14 protein-coding genes are annotated in these 17,397 nt (G+C 64.2%); 3 read left to right on the top strand and 11 right to left on the bottom strand.

Going from position 1 to position 17,397, the window contains the following annotated elements; translation table 11 throughout:
- Window positions 1-3 precede the first annotated feature (3 nt).
- From SDENCHOL_RS14285 to SDENCHOL_RS03040, 3 genes are all read right to left on the bottom strand, one after another.
- The gene (locus SDENCHOL_RS14285; RefSeq protein WP_197706823.1) at window positions 4-1,926 is read right to left on the bottom strand and encodes a site-specific DNA-methyltransferase; all 1,923 of its coding nucleotides are present in this window, start codon (window positions 1,924-1,926) and stop codon (window positions 4-6) included.
- 97 nt (window positions 1,927-2,023) lie between these two features.
- Window positions 2,024-3,658, bottom strand: coding sequence for an AMP-binding protein (locus SDENCHOL_RS03045; protein ID WP_154716002.1), 1,635 nt, complete (start codon window positions 3,656-3,658; stop codon window positions 2,024-2,026).
- 124 nt (window positions 3,659-3,782) lie between these two features.
- Window positions 3,783-4,796 (bottom strand): LLM class F420-dependent oxidoreductase, encoded by a 1,014-nt coding sequence (locus tag SDENCHOL_RS03040; protein ID WP_154716001.1) that lies wholly within the window; start codon window positions 4,794-4,796, stop codon window positions 3,783-3,785.
- A 199-nt stretch (window positions 4,797-4,995) separates the two neighbouring features.
- Between SDENCHOL_RS03040 and yghU the strand changes: the two genes are divergently transcribed.
- The gene (gene yghU / locus SDENCHOL_RS03035; RefSeq protein WP_154716000.1) at window positions 4,996-5,898 is read left to right on the top strand and encodes a glutathione-dependent disulfide-bond oxidoreductase; all 903 of its coding nucleotides are present in this window, start codon (window positions 4,996-4,998) and stop codon (window positions 5,896-5,898) included.
- Window positions 5,876-6,805: a DNA-3-methyladenine glycosylase family protein gene (locus tag SDENCHOL_RS03030; protein ID WP_154715999.1), complete on the top strand. Its 930-nt coding sequence runs from the start codon at window positions 5,876-5,878 to the stop codon at window positions 6,803-6,805. The genes yghU and SDENCHOL_RS03030 overlap by 23 nt, the downstream gene beginning before the upstream one ends.
- 34 nt (window positions 6,806-6,839) lie before the next feature.
- Here the strand turns inward: SDENCHOL_RS03030 and SDENCHOL_RS03025 are convergent, their stop codons facing one another.
- On the bottom strand, window positions 6,840-7,670 hold the full coding sequence (locus SDENCHOL_RS03025; RefSeq protein WP_172954982.1) for a class I SAM-dependent methyltransferase: 831 nt from the start codon (window positions 7,668-7,670) through the stop codon (window positions 6,840-6,842).
- Between the two features lie 144 nt (window positions 7,671-7,814).
- Here SDENCHOL_RS03025 and SDENCHOL_RS03020 point away from each other — a divergent pair, with 144 nt between their 5' ends.
- Window positions 7,815-9,242, top strand: a complete 1,428-nt coding sequence (locus SDENCHOL_RS03020; RefSeq protein WP_154715997.1) for a dihydrolipoyl dehydrogenase — start codon at window positions 7,815-7,817, stop codon at window positions 9,240-9,242.
- A 16-nt stretch (window positions 9,243-9,258) separates the two neighbouring features.
- On the opposite strand, the gene SDENCHOL_RS03015 is transcribed toward SDENCHOL_RS03020, so the two are convergent.
- From SDENCHOL_RS03015 to SDENCHOL_RS02985, 7 genes are all read right to left on the bottom strand, one after another.
- Complete coding sequence (locus SDENCHOL_RS03015) at window positions 9,259-9,606, bottom strand: zinc ribbon domain-containing protein YjdM (RefSeq protein WP_154715996.1); 348 nt, start codon at window positions 9,604-9,606, stop codon at window positions 9,259-9,261.
- A 115-nt stretch (window positions 9,607-9,721) separates the two neighbouring features.
- Window positions 9,722-10,291: a DUF2062 domain-containing protein gene (locus SDENCHOL_RS03010; protein ID WP_154715995.1), complete on the bottom strand. Its 570-nt coding sequence runs from the start codon at window positions 10,289-10,291 to the stop codon at window positions 9,722-9,724.
- 69 nt (window positions 10,292-10,360) lie between these two features.
- On the bottom strand, window positions 10,361-13,123 hold the full coding sequence (locus SDENCHOL_RS03005) for a cation-transporting P-type ATPase (protein ID WP_154715994.1): 2,763 nt from the start codon (window positions 13,121-13,123) through the stop codon (window positions 10,361-10,363).
- Window positions 13,124-13,225: 102 nt separating this feature from the next.
- The gene (locus tag SDENCHOL_RS03000) at window positions 13,226-14,026 is read right to left on the bottom strand and encodes an SDR family NAD(P)-dependent oxidoreductase (protein WP_154715993.1); all 801 of its coding nucleotides are present in this window, start codon (window positions 14,024-14,026) and stop codon (window positions 13,226-13,228) included.
- 14 nt (window positions 14,027-14,040) lie between these two features.
- Window positions 14,041-16,545, bottom strand: coding sequence for a 5-amino-6-(D-ribitylamino)uracil--L-tyrosine 4-hydroxyphenyl transferase CofH (gene cofH, locus SDENCHOL_RS02995; protein WP_154715992.1), 2,505 nt, complete (start codon window positions 16,543-16,545; stop codon window positions 14,041-14,043).
- A 142-nt stretch (window positions 16,546-16,687) separates the two neighbouring features.
- Window positions 16,688-17,029, bottom strand: a complete 342-nt coding sequence (locus SDENCHOL_RS02990) for a type II toxin-antitoxin system HicB family antitoxin (RefSeq protein ID WP_231912900.1) — start codon at window positions 17,027-17,029, stop codon at window positions 16,688-16,690.
- Entirely contained in the window at window positions 17,026-17,289 is a 264-nt protein-coding gene (locus SDENCHOL_RS02985; protein WP_231912899.1) for a type II toxin-antitoxin system HicA family toxin, read from the bottom strand. Before SDENCHOL_RS02985 ends, SDENCHOL_RS02990 begins: the two co-directional genes overlap by 4 nt.
- Between the last annotated feature and the right edge of the window lie 108 nt (window positions 17,290-17,397).

The following is a 17,397-nucleotide window of genomic DNA, read 5'->3' as shown; positions in this document are numbered from 1 at the left end:
GCTTCAGTGCGACCTTCGAGCAGGTGATCCTGATGGTCGAACAGCGTGGCTTCCAGATCGTTCGGCCTCGAATTCCAGGCGCGGATATTGGAAGTGTCGAGTTTGAAGACACGGAAGCCCAGGTCCGGCAAATATTTTTCCGAATTCGGGGAACTTTGCGAGTTTTCCATAATATCCAATCGCTGCTCGCTGCTCGCTGCTCGCTGCTCGCTGCTCGCTGCTCGCTGCTCGCTGCTCGCTGCTCGCTGCTCGCTGCTCGCTGCTCGCTGCTCGCTGCTCGCTGCTCGCTGCTCGCTGCTCGCTGCTCGCTGCTCGCTGCTCGCTGCTCGCTGCTCGCTGCTCGCTGCTCGCTGCTCGCTGCTCGCTGCTCGCTGCTCGCTGCTCGCTGCTCGCTGCTCGCTGCTCGCTGCTCGCTGCTCGCTGCTCGCTGCTCGCTGCTCGCTGCTTAATGCTTTGCGCAGCGCGGCGCAGGCGCTCCTTGGTCAGTTCGGCGATAGTGCGGGACTTGCCGAGCTTATCGCAAAACTCGACTGCCACTTTCTGATCTTTGTTTTCCGGATCGAGCGGCTCCGGAAGCTGTACCAGTACATAGCGGCGCGAACCGCCATCGGCCGCGTTTTGTGCCATGACGGCATGGCCAGTGGTACCGGAACCAGCAAAGAAATCAAGAATAATCGGCGCTTCAAAGGATTGATGTGTTTCGGGACTCGACAGCCCAAGCAACCTTTGAATTAGACGAGTCGGTTTTGGGTTGTCGAAAGCTGCTTGCCCAAAAAGCTCTTTTACTTCTTGGCCACCTTCATCGGTTGTTCCTGTGGATTTGTAATCCCATAGATCGATAGGAACCATGCCATCATCCATCTCCGCAAGGAAATTCTTTAGCCGCGGAAATTTTGCATCTCCAGATTGCCCCCACCAAAGTCTCTTTTCTCGAACGTGCCGCTCGTGCTCTGAATACTCATACTTCCATGCATGCGTGGGATGATCAATCTTTTCATCGTTAAAATGATTGATGATTGTATAAACGAGATTTGGTCTCTGCTCTTTTGTTGCCGGATTGACGTAGGAAGAGCTTGTCCATACACCTCTAGCGTCATTGTCTGGGTTCGAGTAAATTTCCTTTGACTTTTCTCCACGCGCTTCCCGCAAGATACTAACGGATTCCGATTTCCGGAATGTTACTAGCGTGTCTTTGAGAGAGTAAAACAATCGTGCATTGTTGCTGCGCGTATATCTCTTTTCCCATGAAATCATTGCCAGGAAGTTCTCTTCCCCAAAAATCTCTACCATTACAGATTTTAGGTTTGCAGACTCTCCGTCATCGATATTGACGACAATAAGGCCGTCGTCGCGTAGAAGGTTGCGCGCCAGCTTCAACCGCGGATACATCATATTCAGCCAGTCGGTATGAAACCGCCCGCTGGCCTCGGTATTGCTGCTGATTTTCTGTCCGCCTTCCACCTGCCCGGTCAGTTCCAGATAGTTCTTGATGTTGTCCTGGAAGTTGTCGGGGTAGACAAAATCCTTGCCGGTGTTGTACGGCGGGTCGATGTAGATCAGTTTGACCTTGCCGGCATAGCTCTTTTGCAGCAGCTTGAGCACTTCGAGGTTGTCGCCCTCGATCATCAGGTTCCGGGTGGTGTCCCAGTCGACGCTGTCTTCCGGGCAGGGCCGCAGCGTGCCGATGCTGGGCGTGAGCGCCAGTTGCCGGGCGCGGCGCTTGCCGTGCCAGTTGAGGCCGTATTTCTCGTCGGCATCGGTGACGGTGGCATCGCCCACCAGTGCCTTGAGCACATCCACGTTGATGGCCGCACCACCTGCGCCTTCGGTGATGAGTTCCGGAAACAGAGCCTTGAGCTGCGCGATATTGCCCGCCACCAGATCGGCGGACTGGGCTTCGGAGCTGGCTGCCGTGAGTTTTTCCATGTGCTTCTCCACCAATCGTCAATCTTCAAGGCGCAATCATTCAAGGTTGTCGGCGCGTGACGGATGCAGGCAGTGGTACCAGCGTTCATTGATCCCTTCAGGCGCGCAGCTTCTCTTCAGCGATGCGCTTGGCCCAGCGGTAGTCGGGTTTGCCGACCGGGTTGCGGAAGACTTTTTCGACGAAGACGATGTCCTTCGGCACCTTGTAGCCGGCGATGTGCTGGCGGGCGTGGTCGCGCAGCGCCTGGGCATCCGGCGTCTGTTGCGCATCGAGGGCCACCACGCCGACCACCTTGTTGCCCCAGCGCTCGTCGGGAATACCGACCACCACCGCATCGGTCACGCCGGCGTAGGAGCGCAGGGCTTCCTCGACTTCCTCGGTGTACACCTTCTCGCCGCCGGTGTTGATGCACTGCGAATCGCGGCCGAAGACGGTGATGCTGTCGTCCTCTTCCAGACGGGCGATGTCGCCGCTGATCGAGCAGCGCCGGCCTTCGATTTCGGTGAAGGTGGCGGCGGTCTTCTGCGGATCGCGGAAGTAGCCCAGCGGCAGATGACCCAGGCGCACCAGGATGCCCATTTCACCCGGCCTGGCAAAGCGCCACCGTCCCGGCGCTTCCTCGATGGCGACATCGGTGGTGGCGTTCTTCGGCAGGCTGATCAGGCCTTCGGTCGCCGGACGCGCGCCGGTGCCGGACTGGCCGGTTTCCGAGGAACCCATGGCGATCACCAGACGGGTGTAGGGCGGCAGGAATTCGGCCAGGCCCTTTTGCACATGATCGGAAAGCAGCGCGCCGGATGAGGAAATCGCCATCAGGCTGGACAGATCCCAGCGGCCCGGATGAGCCCTCAAGACGGCCAGCAGCGGCAGGCCCATGGCATCGCCGACGATCATGATGCAACTGATGCCCTCGGCGACGATCTTGTCGAGGATGTGCTCGGCATCGAAACCGGCCTGGTCGTTGAGGTGCACGGTATGCCCGGCATACAGGCCGATCAGCGTCGCCCACAGGCCGGCGCCGTGCATCAGGGGTGCCGTGGGCAGCAGCTTCATGTAGAAGCCTTCCTCGACGCGCGAGGCCAGCTCTTCCGGAGAGGCGATCGGCCCGCCCGGATGGAAGTTGCCGCCGCCGCCGAAGCCGGCGTAGAACAACGCCTTGTGCGGCCAGATCACGCCCTTGGGCATGCCGGTGGTGCCGCCGGTGTAGAGCAGGATCTGGTCGTCGTCGGACAGTTCGATGTCGTCCAGCGAGCCCGTCGCGCCCGCCAGCGCCGTCTCATACTCCACGGCGCCGGGAATACCGGATGCCTGTCCCTCCGCCGCGTGCAGGCGGGCGATGGCCGTGATTCCCGGCGCGGCAGGCAGCGCGTCCCTGACCACGTCTTCCAGCTCGACGCTGTAGATCAGCGCCTTCAACTGGGCATTGTCGTAGATGTAGCGCGCCTCCTCGGCGGTGTAGCGGTAATTGACGTTGGCCGGTAGCGCCTTCAGCTTGAAGGCGGCCAGGCAGATTTCGACGTACTCGGCGCAACTGTAGGCATGAATGCCGATGGTGTCACCCGCGCCGATGCCCCGGCCGCGCAGCCACAGCGCCAGGCGCGTGGCGCGCTCTTCGAGTTGGCGAAAGCTCAGGCGGCGCGCGCCGCAGACCAGCGCCTCTGCGTCCGGCTTGGTTTCGACGACGATCCGGAACAAATCGGACAAGTTGTAGGTTCTCTGCCTGCTGCTCATTACGGCCTCCAGAAATTACGGTGTCGGTTAGCGAATTGTTTTTCATCGTCATTCCCGCGCAGGCGGGCGTGACGGCGTGAGTGGTAAATGGTGAGATTGACTGCCGGACGATCCGGCAGACCCGTTACAGCGCCAGCTCGGCCATGGTGCGCACCATGTCGAGGCCGCCGTTGCCCATCACCAGCATCGTGGTCACCGGCGAATCCTCCCAGGCCTGCAGGCGATCCTTGATGCGCGCCTTCGAGCCGCACAGCGAGATTTCGTCGGCGAACTGCGTCGGCACCATGGCCATCGCCTCCTCGCGCTTGCCTTCGAAGAACAGTTCCTGAATCTTGTTGGCTTCGGCCTCGAAGCCCATGCGGCACATCAGATCCTTGTGGAAGTTCTTTTCCTTGGAACCCATGCCGCCGATGTAGAAGGCCAGCGTCATTTTCACCGGGATCAGCGCGGTTTCCAGATCGTCATCGATATTCACCTGCACCAGCGGGCAGATCTCGAAGCCGGGCTTCATGCCCTTGAGCTGGTCGGCATAGACTTCCTGGCGGAAGGGACTGTAATACACCGGCAGCCAGCCGTCGGCGATCTCGACGGTCTGGGTGACGTTCTTCGGCCCTTCGGCGCCCAGATAGATCGGCAGATCGGCGCGCAGCGGGTGGGTGATCGAGCGCAGCGGCTTGCCCATGCCGGTCGAACCCGGCCCCACATAGGGCAGCGGATAGTGCTCGCCGGCATTGGCGACCGGCGCTTCGCGGCGCATCACCTGGCGGATGATGTCGACGTACTCGCGGGTGCGCGCCAACGGCTTGGCGAAGGGCTGGCCATACCAGCCTTCGACGACCTGCGGGCCGGAAACGCCCAGGCCGAGGATCATGCGGCCGTGCGAAAGATGATCGAGCGCGAGCGCCGCCATGGCGCAGGCCGTCGGCGTGCGCGCCGAGAGCTGGGCGATGGCCGTGCCCAGCTTGATCTTCGAGGTATGCGCGCCCAGCCAGGCCAGCGGCGTAAAGGCGTCGTTGCCCCACGACTCGGCCGTCCAGATCGAGTCATAGCCGAGCTTCTCCGCCTCCTGGGCGAGTTCCACGTTGGCATCCGCCGGAGGGCTGGCATACCAGTAACCGAATTGCAGACCGAGTTTCATGCGCTGTCCTTGGAGAGTAGGAGATGAGGAAAGAAGGGGAAGACAGCTGCGCGCGGCGCAGGCGTCAAGCCGTTTATTTTGCCTTGAAAGCCGCCCTCATGGGGCGGAAAAATACAAAGTAAACATCCGCCTCCGGCTGAAATGCACGACCACCTGGCCTATCATCCGGAATTTCCCGCCGCCTCTTCTGGAGCCCGCCATGAACGAACGCAGCAGCTACGCCCCTCCCCGCATCTGGACCTGGGAACAGCCCAGCGGCGGGCAGTTCGCCAATATCAACCGGCCGGTTTCCGGCGCCACCCATGAGCGCGAACTACCGCGCGGCAGGCATCCGCTGCAGTTGTATTCGCTGGCCACGCCGAATGGCGTGAAAGTCACCATCCTGCTCGAAGAACTGCTGGCGCTGGGATACGCGGGAGCCGAATACGATGCCTGGCCGATCCGCATCATGGAAGGCGATCAGTTCGGCAGCGGCTTCGTGGCGGTGAATCCGAATTCCAAGATTCCGGCGCTGCTCGACTGCAGCGATCCGGCCGCCCCGCAGCGGGTATTCGAATCCGGCGCCATCCTGCTGTATCTGGCCGAGAAGTTCGACGCCTTTCTGCCCCGGGAACATGCGGCGCGCACCGAATGCCTGTCCTGGCTGTTCTGGCAGATGGGCGCCGGGCCGCTGCTGGGCGGCGGTTTCGGCCATTTCTATGCTTACGCGCCCGTCAAGATCGAGTACGCCATCAACCGCTTTGCCATGGAAGCCAAGCGTCAACTGGATGTGCTCGATCGCCGCCTGGGCGATCAGCCCTGGATCGGCGGCGAGAGCTACAGCATCGCCGACATCGCCATCTGGCCCTGGTATGGCCAGTTGGCGCTGAGCGAACTGTACGAGGCCGGCGAATTCCTCCAGGTACAGGCATACGGCCATTTGCTGCGCTGGGCGAAGACCATCGCCGAACGCCCGGCCGTGCGCCGCGGCCGCATGGTCAATCGCCTGATGGGGTCGCTAGCAGACCAGTTGCACGAACGGCACGATGCCAGCGATTTCAGGACGCGGACGCAGGACAAGCTGCAAACGGACAAGCTGAATGACGCCGCAACCGACAAATAGCGCCTGCCTGCCGGTTGCGTTGCCGGCGGGATTCCGGGTGACGGATGCGCTCGATTTCCATCGGCGCGATGCGCGGGAAATTGCCGAACGGGTCGCGGCGAACGGTTTGCAGAAGGGCCTGCTCTGGGAAGGTCGGCCGGCGTGCCTGTCCCTGCAGTTCTCGGCGCAGCAGGTACAGGCAAGGCTGGATGTGGATGCCGATGCCGGCAAGCGGCAAATCGATGAACGCGCGCTCCTCGCCATGGTCAGGCGCATGCTCGGCCTGGATCAGGACGTCGCCGGTTTTGCCGCGCGTTTTGCCGATCATCCGCAATTGTCGGCGTTGATCGTCCGCCAGACCGGCTTGCGCGTGCCGGCCACGGCCACACCCTTCGAAGCCCTGGCCTGGGCCATCACCGGGCAGCAGATCAGCGTGCCGGTCGCGGTTTCCCTGCGCCGCAAGCTGATCCAGGCTTGCAATCTGCGCCACACCAGCGGCCTGCTGTGTCATCCCGATGCCGCGCAGATCGCGGCGCTGCCGCTGGAAACCTTGCGCGCCGCCGGATTTTCGGCGACCAAGGCCGGCAGTCTGCTGACGCTGGCCCGGCAGGTCGATGCCGGCGACCTGCCGCTGAATGACTGGGCGCAGTCGCTCGATGCCGAGCGTGTCGAGCTGATCCGCGAACGCTTGCTGAACATCCGCGGCATCGGCCCATGGACGGTCAATTACGCGCTGCTGCGCGGCTTCGGCTGGCTGGACGGTTCGCTGCACGGCGATGTGGCCGTCCGCCGCGGCTTGCAGATGCTGCTCGGCACGAAAGAAAAAATCGACGAGAAAACCGCCCGGGACTGGCTGGCGCAATTCAGCCCATGGCGCGCGCTGGTGGCGGCGCATCTGTGGGCGGCGCTGTCCGCCGCGGCGTATTGAAGCATTGAAGGCCGCGGGCCCAAGGCACAAGGCGTCAACGCCGCACGCGCTTGTCCAGATACAGATGACCGACGATATCGCGGCTGGTGGTGGCGATTTTTCCGTCCACACTGCGCCGCATCAGCGCCTGCCGCAGGCGATCGCGCTGCGGCGGGCTTTCCTCCTGTCCCTTGAACAGCCAGCTGGCATAGCGTTCGAAAATGTAATCGACCGCATGCGAACTGGTTTTCCGGGGCTCTTCATAAGCGAGGTGCGGGAAATAACCCCAGTGATACAGAATGCCCTGGATGTGCTGCAGATCGTCCGCCGTCGCCGCGCCGACGGAACGGCGCGGCAGGCCGAATTCGTCCTGCAATGCGCTCAGCAGGCCGTCTTCGCGCTGGCAGTACAGGCTGACGTAAATGCCCTGGCGGCTGGCGGCAAGCACTTTTTCCAGCATCGCCACGGAAGAAATGGCCGGACTGAAATAGAGAAACACCAGATCGAAAGCGTTTTCCCAGTGCTGCGCGACCAGATCCAGCGCCTCCCATGAACCGTGCAGCAAGCGTTCGGGCGCGTAGGCCAGGCCGCTCCGATCCAGCCGGGCGCGGGCGTGGGCGATCATCCGCGCCGAAATTTCCACGCCGCCTATCCGCGCGCCGCGCTGCAGGAAAGCCTGCAGATAGCGGCCGGCGCCGAAACTGACGTCCAGCACGTCCTTGCCGGCCAGCTCGATGTGGCGCGCCAGCCAGTTCAGCGCGAAGTCGTCGTCGGCCAGGCCGAACCGGCTGACTTCGGCGGCGCGCCGATCCCAGTTCCGTTCGCTTTGCCGCAGATCGGTGTGACGGTCGTCGAGCGCCGCCATGTGGTAACTGAGCAGATCCATGGGAGAGATAGAGGCTCCGATTCGCCCGGCCCGAATGCCGTGCCGGTTTTGCATGAGCGGGTATATTGCCAGACCGTGCCGGATGAGCGGCATCCACAGCCACGGCCGAAAGCTCGGACAGGATTTCGCAACGAGGAGCAGCGCATGGTACGCAAGACACGTCTGGTCATCATCGGCGCGGGCAGCGCCGGATTGACGGCACTGAAGGAAGCGCAGCGGACGACGCAGAATCTGCTCCTGATCAACGACGGCCCGTATGGCACGACCTGCGCGCGGGTCGGCTGCATGCCGTCGAAGGCCCTGCTGGGACCGGCCCATGCCTATGGCCGGCGGCATTTTCTCGAACAAGCCGGCATTCGCGGCACGTCGCAACTCAACGTCGATCTGCCGGCCCTGCTGCGCCACGTGCGCCAGTTGCGCGACCGATTCACTGCCGGTTCGATTGAATTGGCGCATGCGCTGGGAGAGCGCAACCTGCAGGGCAGACCGCGCTTTCTCGACGCCCATGCGCTGGAGTTGAATGGCGAACGCATCGAATTCGAGGCAGCCATCATCGCCACCGGCAGCCGCCCGGTCGTGCCCGTGCCCTGGGAGCAACTGGGCCGGCGCGTACTGACTTCCGACGATTTCTTCGAGCAGGAAAACCTGGGGCGACGCGTCGCCGTGGTCGGCCTGGGCGCCATTGGCGTCGAGCTGGGCCAAGGGCTGGCGCAACTGGGGCTGGAAGTCGTTGGCCTGACGCGGGCGCAAACGGTGGCCGGCCTGCATGACCAGGACATTTCCGATGCCCTGGTGGCCGCGCTGCGCCAGGACATGCAGGTGCTCACCGGCGTCGATGTCGGGCTGCAACCCGCCGGCGAGCAGGGCATTCTGGTGCAGGCCGGCGAGCAGAGCTTCGAAGTCAATTGGGTGCTGGCCAGCCTGGGACGGCGGCCGAATCTGGAAGACCTCGGCCTGGAAAACCTGGGTGTGGCACTCGATGCGTACGGTATGCCGGCCTTCCACCCGCAGACCCTGAAACTGGGCGACCTGCCCATCTACATCGCCGGGGACGTGAATGGCATGCGGCCCTTGCTGCACGAAGCCGCCGACGAAGGACGCATTGCCGCCTACCACGCGCTGCATGCCGACAGTGCCTGCCTGGGACGCCGGGTCCCGCTGGGAATCGTATTCACCGAGCCGAATGCAGCGCAAGTAGGCGCTCACCCTGATGAACTGCAAGGGACGGAGACCGTGAGCGGTGAAGTGGATTTTGCCCGCCAGGGGCGAGCGCTCATGGAAGGACGCAATGTCGGCCGGCTGCGCGTCTATGCGCGCAGTTCCGACGGCCGCCTGCTGGGCGCGCAGATCGTCGCGCCCGATGGCGAGCACCTGGCCCACCTGCTGGCCTGGGCAATCCAGCAGCGGCTGACGGTCGATGAAGTGCTGCAACTGCCCGTCTATCATCCGGTCGTCGAAGAGGGCCTGCGCAGCGCCCTGCAGGCCGCGCGCCGCGCCCTCGGCCTGCGCCGCCGACTGCCCGATCTGCCGCTGTGCAATGAACCGGCAGCCTGGGCCCTGGGCGGGGAGTGAACGTAGCGCGTTTCGCTCAGGCTTTCTTGACGAACTCGGATTTCAGCGACATCGCGCCCACGCCGTCGATTTTGCAATCGATGTCGTGATCGCCTTCGACCAGGCGGATGCCCTTGACCTTGGTGCCGACCTTGATGGTCAGGGAAGAACCTTTGACTTTCAGATCCTTGATCAGGGTGACGGTATCGCCGTCGCTGAGCGGCGTGCCATGGGCATCGCGCCAGACGCGCGCCGTCTCGCCGCTCGCGGCGTCTGCGGCCGTCTCCCGTCTCCATTCGTGCGCGCACTCGGGGCAGATCAGCAGGCCGACATCCTCGTAGGTGAATTCGGATCGGCAGTGCGGGCAGGGAGGCAGTGTGCTCATGGGAAGGCCTTGCGGCGTGCATTCAACGGGACGGGCATTGTAGCCCAGCCGCCGCGGCCTGCGCCTGACAGCCGTGCATCCGGGGCCGCATCGCCGCGCAAGGCGGCGGGCAGGATCAGGGCTTGCCGACGCGCTTGCGCCGCCGCTTGTACTTGACGTGCAAGTACCAGCCGAGGCTGATCAGGACGTAGCTGGCGAAACCAACGACGGTGGCGATGATCGACAGGCCGACGAGGAGCGGAAGGCCAAGATTGCCGATGCGCTGCCAGAAGCCGGTCTGCGGGTCGGATGGTGCGGATGGTTCGGATAGATCGGGTGGCGCAGATGGATCGGGCAGACTCTCGGCGTAAGTCTCCAGGGTGCCGCGCTCCCCGGTCACCCAGAGGCCCAGTTTGTAGGCGGCGTAGTAAATGGGGGCGAACGTGACCGGATTGGTCACCAGCGTACTGGCGGCGGCAATGGGAATGTTGGCACGCAGGGCGATGGACGCGGCAGCGGATAAGGGGATTTGCGCGATCGGCGCCAGGAGGCCGAAAAACATCCCGATGGCCACGCCAAGCGCGACGCCGCGGCGCGACCAATGCCAGAGGCGGGGGTGGCCAAGGAAAGGATGCAGCCAGCGTAGCCAGCGATTCCGGGTGATTTGTTCGCGGTTCGGGATACGGCTGCGCAGGAACTTGAGCATGAAAGTGTTTCCGGAATGACCAGGAGAACGAGGCCGCAGGAATGTTTGAGGCGCGGCGCGCCGCTCCGTTCATCCTTGCTCATGCGCCGTCGTCCCGGCAGCAAAGCGCGTGCGGCGCATGAAGGCCTTCTCCAGTTCGGCGCCGAAGAAGACCAGCAGGCCGGCGGCGATGACTTTCAGCCAGTCCAGCAGGCTCAGGTCGGCGGAACTGAAGAGCGTCTGGAACAGCGGCAGGTAAGTGTAGGCCAGTTGCAGGGGAATGCAGGCGGCGATGGCCAGCAGGATGGTGCGGTTGCCGGTCAGTCCCTGCCAGTTGAGTACCGAGGCGAAGGTGGAGCGGCTGTTCACCAGGTAGAACATTTCGGCGGCGACCAGGGCATTCACCGCCATGGTGCGGGCGACGGCCAGGTCGGTACCGCGCTGCAGTTCCCAGAGGAACAGGCCGAGGGCGCCGGTCATCATGAGGATGGCAATCAGCAGGACGCGCCAGAGGAAAAAGCCGTTGAGCAGCGCTTCGCCGGGCGGACGCGGACGGCGGCGCATCAGGTCGGGCTCGGCCGGCTCGAAAGCCAGGGCCAGGCCCAGCACGCCCGAGGTGACCATGTTCACCCACAGCACCTGCGCCGGGGTGAGCGGCAGGGTCAGCTCGAAGAGGATGGCGGCAATGATCACCAAAACCTCGCCGCCGTTGGTCGGCAGCATGAAGAGGATGAATTTCTTCAGGTTGTCATAGACGGCACGGCCTTCGCGCACGGCGGCAGCGATGGTGGCGAAGTTGTCGTCGGCGAGCACCATGTCGGCGGCCTCCTTGGCCGCTTCGGTGCCTTTCAGGCCCATCGCCACGCCGATGTCGGCGCGCTTCAGCGCCGGCGCGTCATTCACGCCATCGCCGGTCATCGCCACCACCTGGCCGCTTTCCTGCAGGGCCTGCACCAGACGCAGCTTGTGCTCGGGATTGGCGCGGGCGAAGACATCGACCTCCATAGCCGTGCGACGCAGGGCGGCCTCGTCCATGAGGGCGATCTCGGCGCCGGTGACGACCGGCCTTTCCATCCCGATGCCCAACTGGGCGCCGATGGCGCGCGCGGTTTCGGCGTGGTCGCCGGTGATCATCTTGACGCGGATGCCGGCGCGGTGGCAGTCGCGCACGGCGGCGATGGCTTCCTCGCGCGGCGGGTCGATGATGCCGACCAGCGCCAGAAAAGTGTAGCCGTGGCTGGCGTCTTCCGGCAGCAGGTGGCCGGCCGCCGGCTCGGCACGCCGGCAGGCCAGCGCCAGCAGGCGCAATCCCTGGGCGGCGGTATCCGTCGCCATGCGCCGCCAGTAGTCCACGTCCAGCGGTTTTTCGCCGTCGTGTTCGAGCTGGCTGGCGCACATTTCGAGGATGCGCTCCGGCGCGCCCTTGACGAACAGCCAGGATGACTCATCGGCATCGCGATGCCAGGTCGCCATGTAGCGATGTTGCGAAGCAAAGGGCAGCGTGTCCTGGCGGGACCAGGCGAGCGCGGCGGCATGCTGATCGAAGCCGGCCTTGGCGCCGAGCACCAGCAGGGCCGCTTCGGTGGGATCGCCAACGATCTGCCAGGCGCCCTCGTCTTCGTAGAGCCGCGCATCGTTGCACAGCACGCCGACGCGCACCGCCATCGCCAGCGCCGGATAGTGGGCCGGCACGATGTGGCGGCCATCGATGCTCAGATCGCCCTGCGGGGCATAGCCGATGCCGCCGACGTCGATGACGTGATGCGCGCAGACCACGCGCTGCACGGTCATTTCGTTGCGCGTCAGCGTGCCGGTCTTGTCGGAGCAGATCACCGTCACCGCGCCGAGCGCCTCGACCGCCGGCAGGCGGCGGATGATGGCGTGACGACGCGCCATGCGCTGCACGCCCAGCGCCAGGGTGACGGTCATGATGGCCGGCAGCCCTTCGGGAATGGCCGAGGCCACCAGGGCGACGACCATCATGAACATGTCGCTGGCCGCATGGCCGCGCCAGTAGGTGCCGAGGATGAAGGTGAGCGCCGAGACAGCGATGATGGCCATCGTCAGGATGCGCGCGAAATGATTGATCTGACGCAGCAGCGGCGTATTCAGCGTACGCACGTCCGTCAGCATCTGGTTGATGCGCCCCAGCTCGCTGTGCCGGCCGGTGGCCACGACGAGGCCGCGCGCCTGGCCATGAACCACCAGGGTGCCCGAATAGGCCATGCCGAAACGATCGCCCAGCGGCGCATCGATGGCCACTGCCGTGTTGTTTTTTTCCACCGGCAGGGATTCGCCCGTCAGCGCGGCTTCATCGGTGCGCAACTCCTTGACGTCGATCAGCCGCAGGTCGGCCGGCACGCGATCGCCGGTCGCCAGCAGCACCAGGTCACCGGGCACCAGCTCGGCCGCGTCGATTTCGATGGCAAAACCGTCACGCAGCACCTGCGCATGCGGCGAGAGCATGGCGCGGATCGCATCCAGCGCGGTTTCGGCCTTGCCTTCCTGGATGAAGCCGATCAGGGCATTGATGGCCGCCGCCGCAAACAGCACGCCGCTGTCGATCCAGTGGCCGAGCAGCGCGGTGATGACTGCGGCGATCAGCATCACGTAGAGCAGGACATCATGGAATTGCAGGAGGAAGCGCAGCAACGGCCCTCGCCGTGGCGGGGGCGCGAGCTGGTTCCTGCCGTACTGGCCGATGCGCCGTTGCGCTTCCGCCGCGCTCAGGCCGTGAGGATCGGCCTGCAGCCGGTCGGCAACCGCCTCACAGCTCAGGGCGTGCCAGTAGTGTTCCGTCAAATCGGGCGGCGATGTCTGCAATGTTCTGTCGGCTCGAGACTGGGTTTTCATGACCTGCCATTGTGGCACCACCCCGGAATTTTATCTTTCACGCAAGGCGCCGCAGCATCCGCCATTGCATTGCGAACATTCACGTTCGCAATGCAATGGCCCTCAAATGCCATACCCTCCCGACACCGCGATCGTCTGTCCGGTGACGTAGCCGGCCTTGGCCAGATACCAGGCGGCTTCGGCGACTTCCCGAGGCTGGCCGTAACGCTTGATGCACAGGTTGCGCTGCACCGCCCGGTGCCAGCGTTCGTCGAAATGGCCTCGTTCCTTCAGACGCAGGAAGATGCCGCTTTCGATCACGCCGACGGCAATCGAATTGGCGCGGATGTTGTTGCGCCCTTCTTCGCGGGCGATGCCGCGCAGCAGCGCATCGTTGCAGGCCTTGGGTGCGACCGACAGAGCATCGCCATCGGGCCAGCGCTGCATGCCGCAGGTGGACAGATGGACATAGGAACCGCCGCCGTTCGCGCGCAAATGCGGCAGCGTATGGTGCACGAGGTTGAAGAAGCCGTTGCTGTCGGCCTCGATCACGCTGCGCCACATTGCCGGCGTCAGATCGGCGATGCGGCGCTGATCGATGTCGGAGCCGCTGGCGACGACGATGGTGTGGATGCGCCGGTTGGCGGTGATTTCCCCGATGGCGGCGGCGACGCTGGCTTCATCCGCCAGATCCAGGCCATGGATGCTGGCCTGCCGCCCCAGGGCCCGCACTTCGGCCGCCACGGTCTCGGCGCGGGCGCGATTGCGGCGATAACTCAGGGCGATGTCGCAACCCTGTTCGGCGAAGTAACGGCAGATCACACCGCCCATGCCGCCGCTGCCGCCGACGATGAGCGCGACACCAGGATCCGGATCCGCGGAGCGTGGGTGTGAATGTGAATGTATCTGCGTCTGCAACGGCATCTGCAACTCCTTCGTCAGGCGCAGTGCTGATCGTCAGCCGTACCGGCCGGCACCTCCACCGCGAACCTCACCAGCTTGTGCCGCCGCCGGGCGATGCCGTTGCGCATTTCCATGTTGTTTACCACCGGCTCCAGCGGTGCCGCCTCGCGCGCGGTCTGCTGGCGCTCGCCGGGCGCGGCATCATAGGTGGTGGTGCGGCAGCGCGGTTGGCGGCCGAGGCTGAGAATCAGCGCTTCGAGTTCCTGCGGACTCTTGCCTTCGCCGTGGGTGGCACCGGCGGAACGGGTGATGGTTTCGTTCATCAGCGTGCCGCCCAGGTCGTTGCAGCCGGCGTTCAGCGCCAGCGCCACGCCATCGTCGCCCATCTTCACCCAGGAGGTCTGGATGTTGTCGATCTGGCCGTGCAGCGCCAGGCGGGCGACGGCGTGCATCAGCACGACCTCGCGGAAGGTCGGCCCCTTGCGCGCGCGGCCCTTGAGATAGAGCGGCGCTTCCATCGGCACGAAAGGCAGCGGCACGAATTCGGTGAAGCCCTGGGTGCCGACCTGGATGTCGCGCACCCGGCGCAGATGGCGCGCCCAGTGGCGGTAGCGGTCGACATGGCCGAACATGATGGTGGCGGTGGTCTTCAGACCGACGACGTGCGCCGTCTCGATCACCTGCATCCACTGGCGGGTGTTGATCTTGTCGGGGCAGAGCACGGCGCGCACTTCGTCGTCGAGCACTTCGGCGGCCGTGCCCGGCAGCGTGCCCAGACCGCGCGCCTTCAGCTCGCGCAGGTAGTCTTCGATGGGCATCTCCAGCGTGGCCGCGCCCTGCCAGACTTCCAGCGGCGAGTAGGCGTGGATGTGCATCTGCGGCGTGGCGCGGCGGACGATGTCGAGGATGTCGAAATAGGTCTGGCCGGTGTAGTCGGGATGGATGCCGCCCTGCAGGCAGACTTCCGTCGCGCCGCGCTGCCAGGCTTCGGCGCAGCGGCGGGCGATTTCGGCTTCTTCCAGATCGTAAGGCTGGCCGCGCAGGTTTTCGCTCAGCTTGCCCTTGGAGAAGGCGCAGAACTGGCATTTGAAATAGCAGACGTTGGTGTAATTGATGTTGCGCGTCACCACATAGCTGACGGCATCGCCATTCACCTGGCGGCGCAGGCGGTCGGCGGCCTGGCAGACGTAGGCGAACGCCGGGCCGCGGGCGCGGAACAGGCGGACGATCTCGGCTTCGGAGAGTTCCTCGGCGGCGGCCGCGCGCGCGACGATCCGGCGCAGGTCGGCGTCGATGCGGCTTTCGTCCACCGGCGCCTGCAGCCAGCGCCGCTCTTCCGCCGGGATGGGCTGCGTCTGGCCGGCCACCCAGTCATCCGTGCGCGGCAGGCCTTCGCCGTCGATCGACTGCAGAATGGCGGTGCGCAGTCCCGCATCCACCCACTGGGCGTTGTCCAGCGCGTATTGCGGATAGATGGTCAGACGTTCCTGCAGATACTTGCCGGCGGCGGCCGTTTCATTGGCCAATTGATCGAGGTGCGGCCAGGGCGCTTCGGGATTGACGAAATCCGGCGTGAGCGGCGAAACCCCGCCCCAGTCGTTGATGCCGGCGGCCACGAGTTGGGCCAGCACGCCGGGATTGAGGTTGGGCGGCACCTGGATGCTCATGTCGGCGCCAAAGATCAGGCGTGCCACGGCGATGGTCCACAGCAGATCGTCCAGATCGGGTTCCGGCGCCCTGGCCATCAGCGTGTCGGGCTTGGCGCGGAAGTTCTGGATGATGATTTCCTGGATGTGGCCGTAGCGTTCGTGCAGCTCGCGCAGCGCCAGCAGCGACTCGATGCGCTCGCGGCGCGTCTCGCCGATGCCGATCAGGATGCCCGAGGTGAAGGGCACTTTCGCCTCGCCCGCCAGGCGCAGGGTTTCGAGACGGCGGGCGGGCTGCTTGTCGGGCGAACCGTAGTGCGGCATGCCTTTTTCGCACAGGCGCGCGGACGCCGATTCGAGCATCAGCCCCATCGACGGCGAGACCTTGCGCAGCATGGCGAGCTCCGCCGCATCCATGCAGCCGGGGTTCACATGCGGCAGCAGCCCCGTCTGCCGGAAAATCTCGCCGGCGACGTGGGCGACGTATTCCAGCGTCGTCGCGAAGCCCATCCGCGCCAACGCATCGCGCGCCGCCTGATAGCGCAGCTCGGGACGCTCGCCGAGCGTCAGCAGCGCTTCCTTGCAGCCCAGCGCCGCGGCCTGGCGGGCGGCTTCCAGCACCTCGTCGAGCGACATGTAGGCATTGCCGACTTCGCGCGGCGTGCTGGCAAACGTGCAGTAATGACAAACATCGCGGCACAGCTTGGTGAGCGGCAGAAAGACCTTGCGCGAATAGGTGACGACATCGCCGAAACCTTGGTCGCGCAGGACAGCCGCCTGCGCCATCAGCGCAGCGGTATCCGTCACCTCGGCCAGCGCCAGGGCCTGCGCGCGATCCAGTGGCTGCGCGGCAGCAATGGGAAGCAAAAATTTACTGGCAACGAGGTCGTTCATGGAAGGGGCGCTGCGGTCGGCTGATCAGAAGTGGGATTTTACAAGGCACACCGCCGACGTGCTATTTCAATCACTGCCGGAATTTCCGGGGTACCGAATTTCAGACCGGTGACACCCGGACACCACCGTGGGCAGGCAGAAATCAGCCGGCGCGCAACTCGTGACGCACGGCTCTTTCGACCAGCGCATTCAGGCTGATACCCGCCGCACTGGCGGCTGTCGCGGCCTTGGCATGCAGGTCGGCAGGCAGACGCACGACGAATTTTCCGCTGGCCTGTTTGCGTGGTGTGATGCCGCGCTTGGCGCAAGTCTCCAGAAAGAAATCCAACGAGGCACGAAACTCGCGGCGCAAATCATCAGGCGTGCGGCCATAAAAATCTGCACCGCCGTTCAATCCCTGAATCTCGCCGCGAAACTCGTCCGTCTCCGGGTTATAGCGAATGATTGCCGTATAGCCGTCCAGCTCCATCGTGTTCATTGTCATGGCGTCACTCCGTTTTGTTCAAGCCAGTCGCGCAAACCGGCAACCGCACCCTTATCCATATTCGGCGTTGGATGTGGTTTGTGGAATACCCGCACCTCGCCAAATAATGTCACAGCAATGCGAGAACCTTCGCGACTCGTGTCGATTTCAGCACCCAGCCCAATCAACAGAGCCACCGCGTCGGTGTGCTTGACGTTGGCTGATATTGGTCGGTGGAAGATCAGTTCGAGCGTTTTGACGTGCTTGCGCTTCATGTTCATAATGATACTATTTAATAGTATCAAGTCAAGGCTTTTCAAGCCGTGACTGGCAAGTTTTTACACCGGGCAGCGGCTGGTCCGTGCTGGTGAAATTGTGGCGGCCGTGCC

It is taken from the genome of Sterolibacterium denitrificans, assembly GCF_900174485.1.
GTDB lineage: Bacteria > Pseudomonadota > Gammaproteobacteria > Burkholderiales > Rhodocyclaceae > Sterolibacterium > Sterolibacterium denitrificans.
Note: the sequence above shows the minus strand (reverse complement) of the source record. Positions and strands in the feature narration are given on the sequence as shown.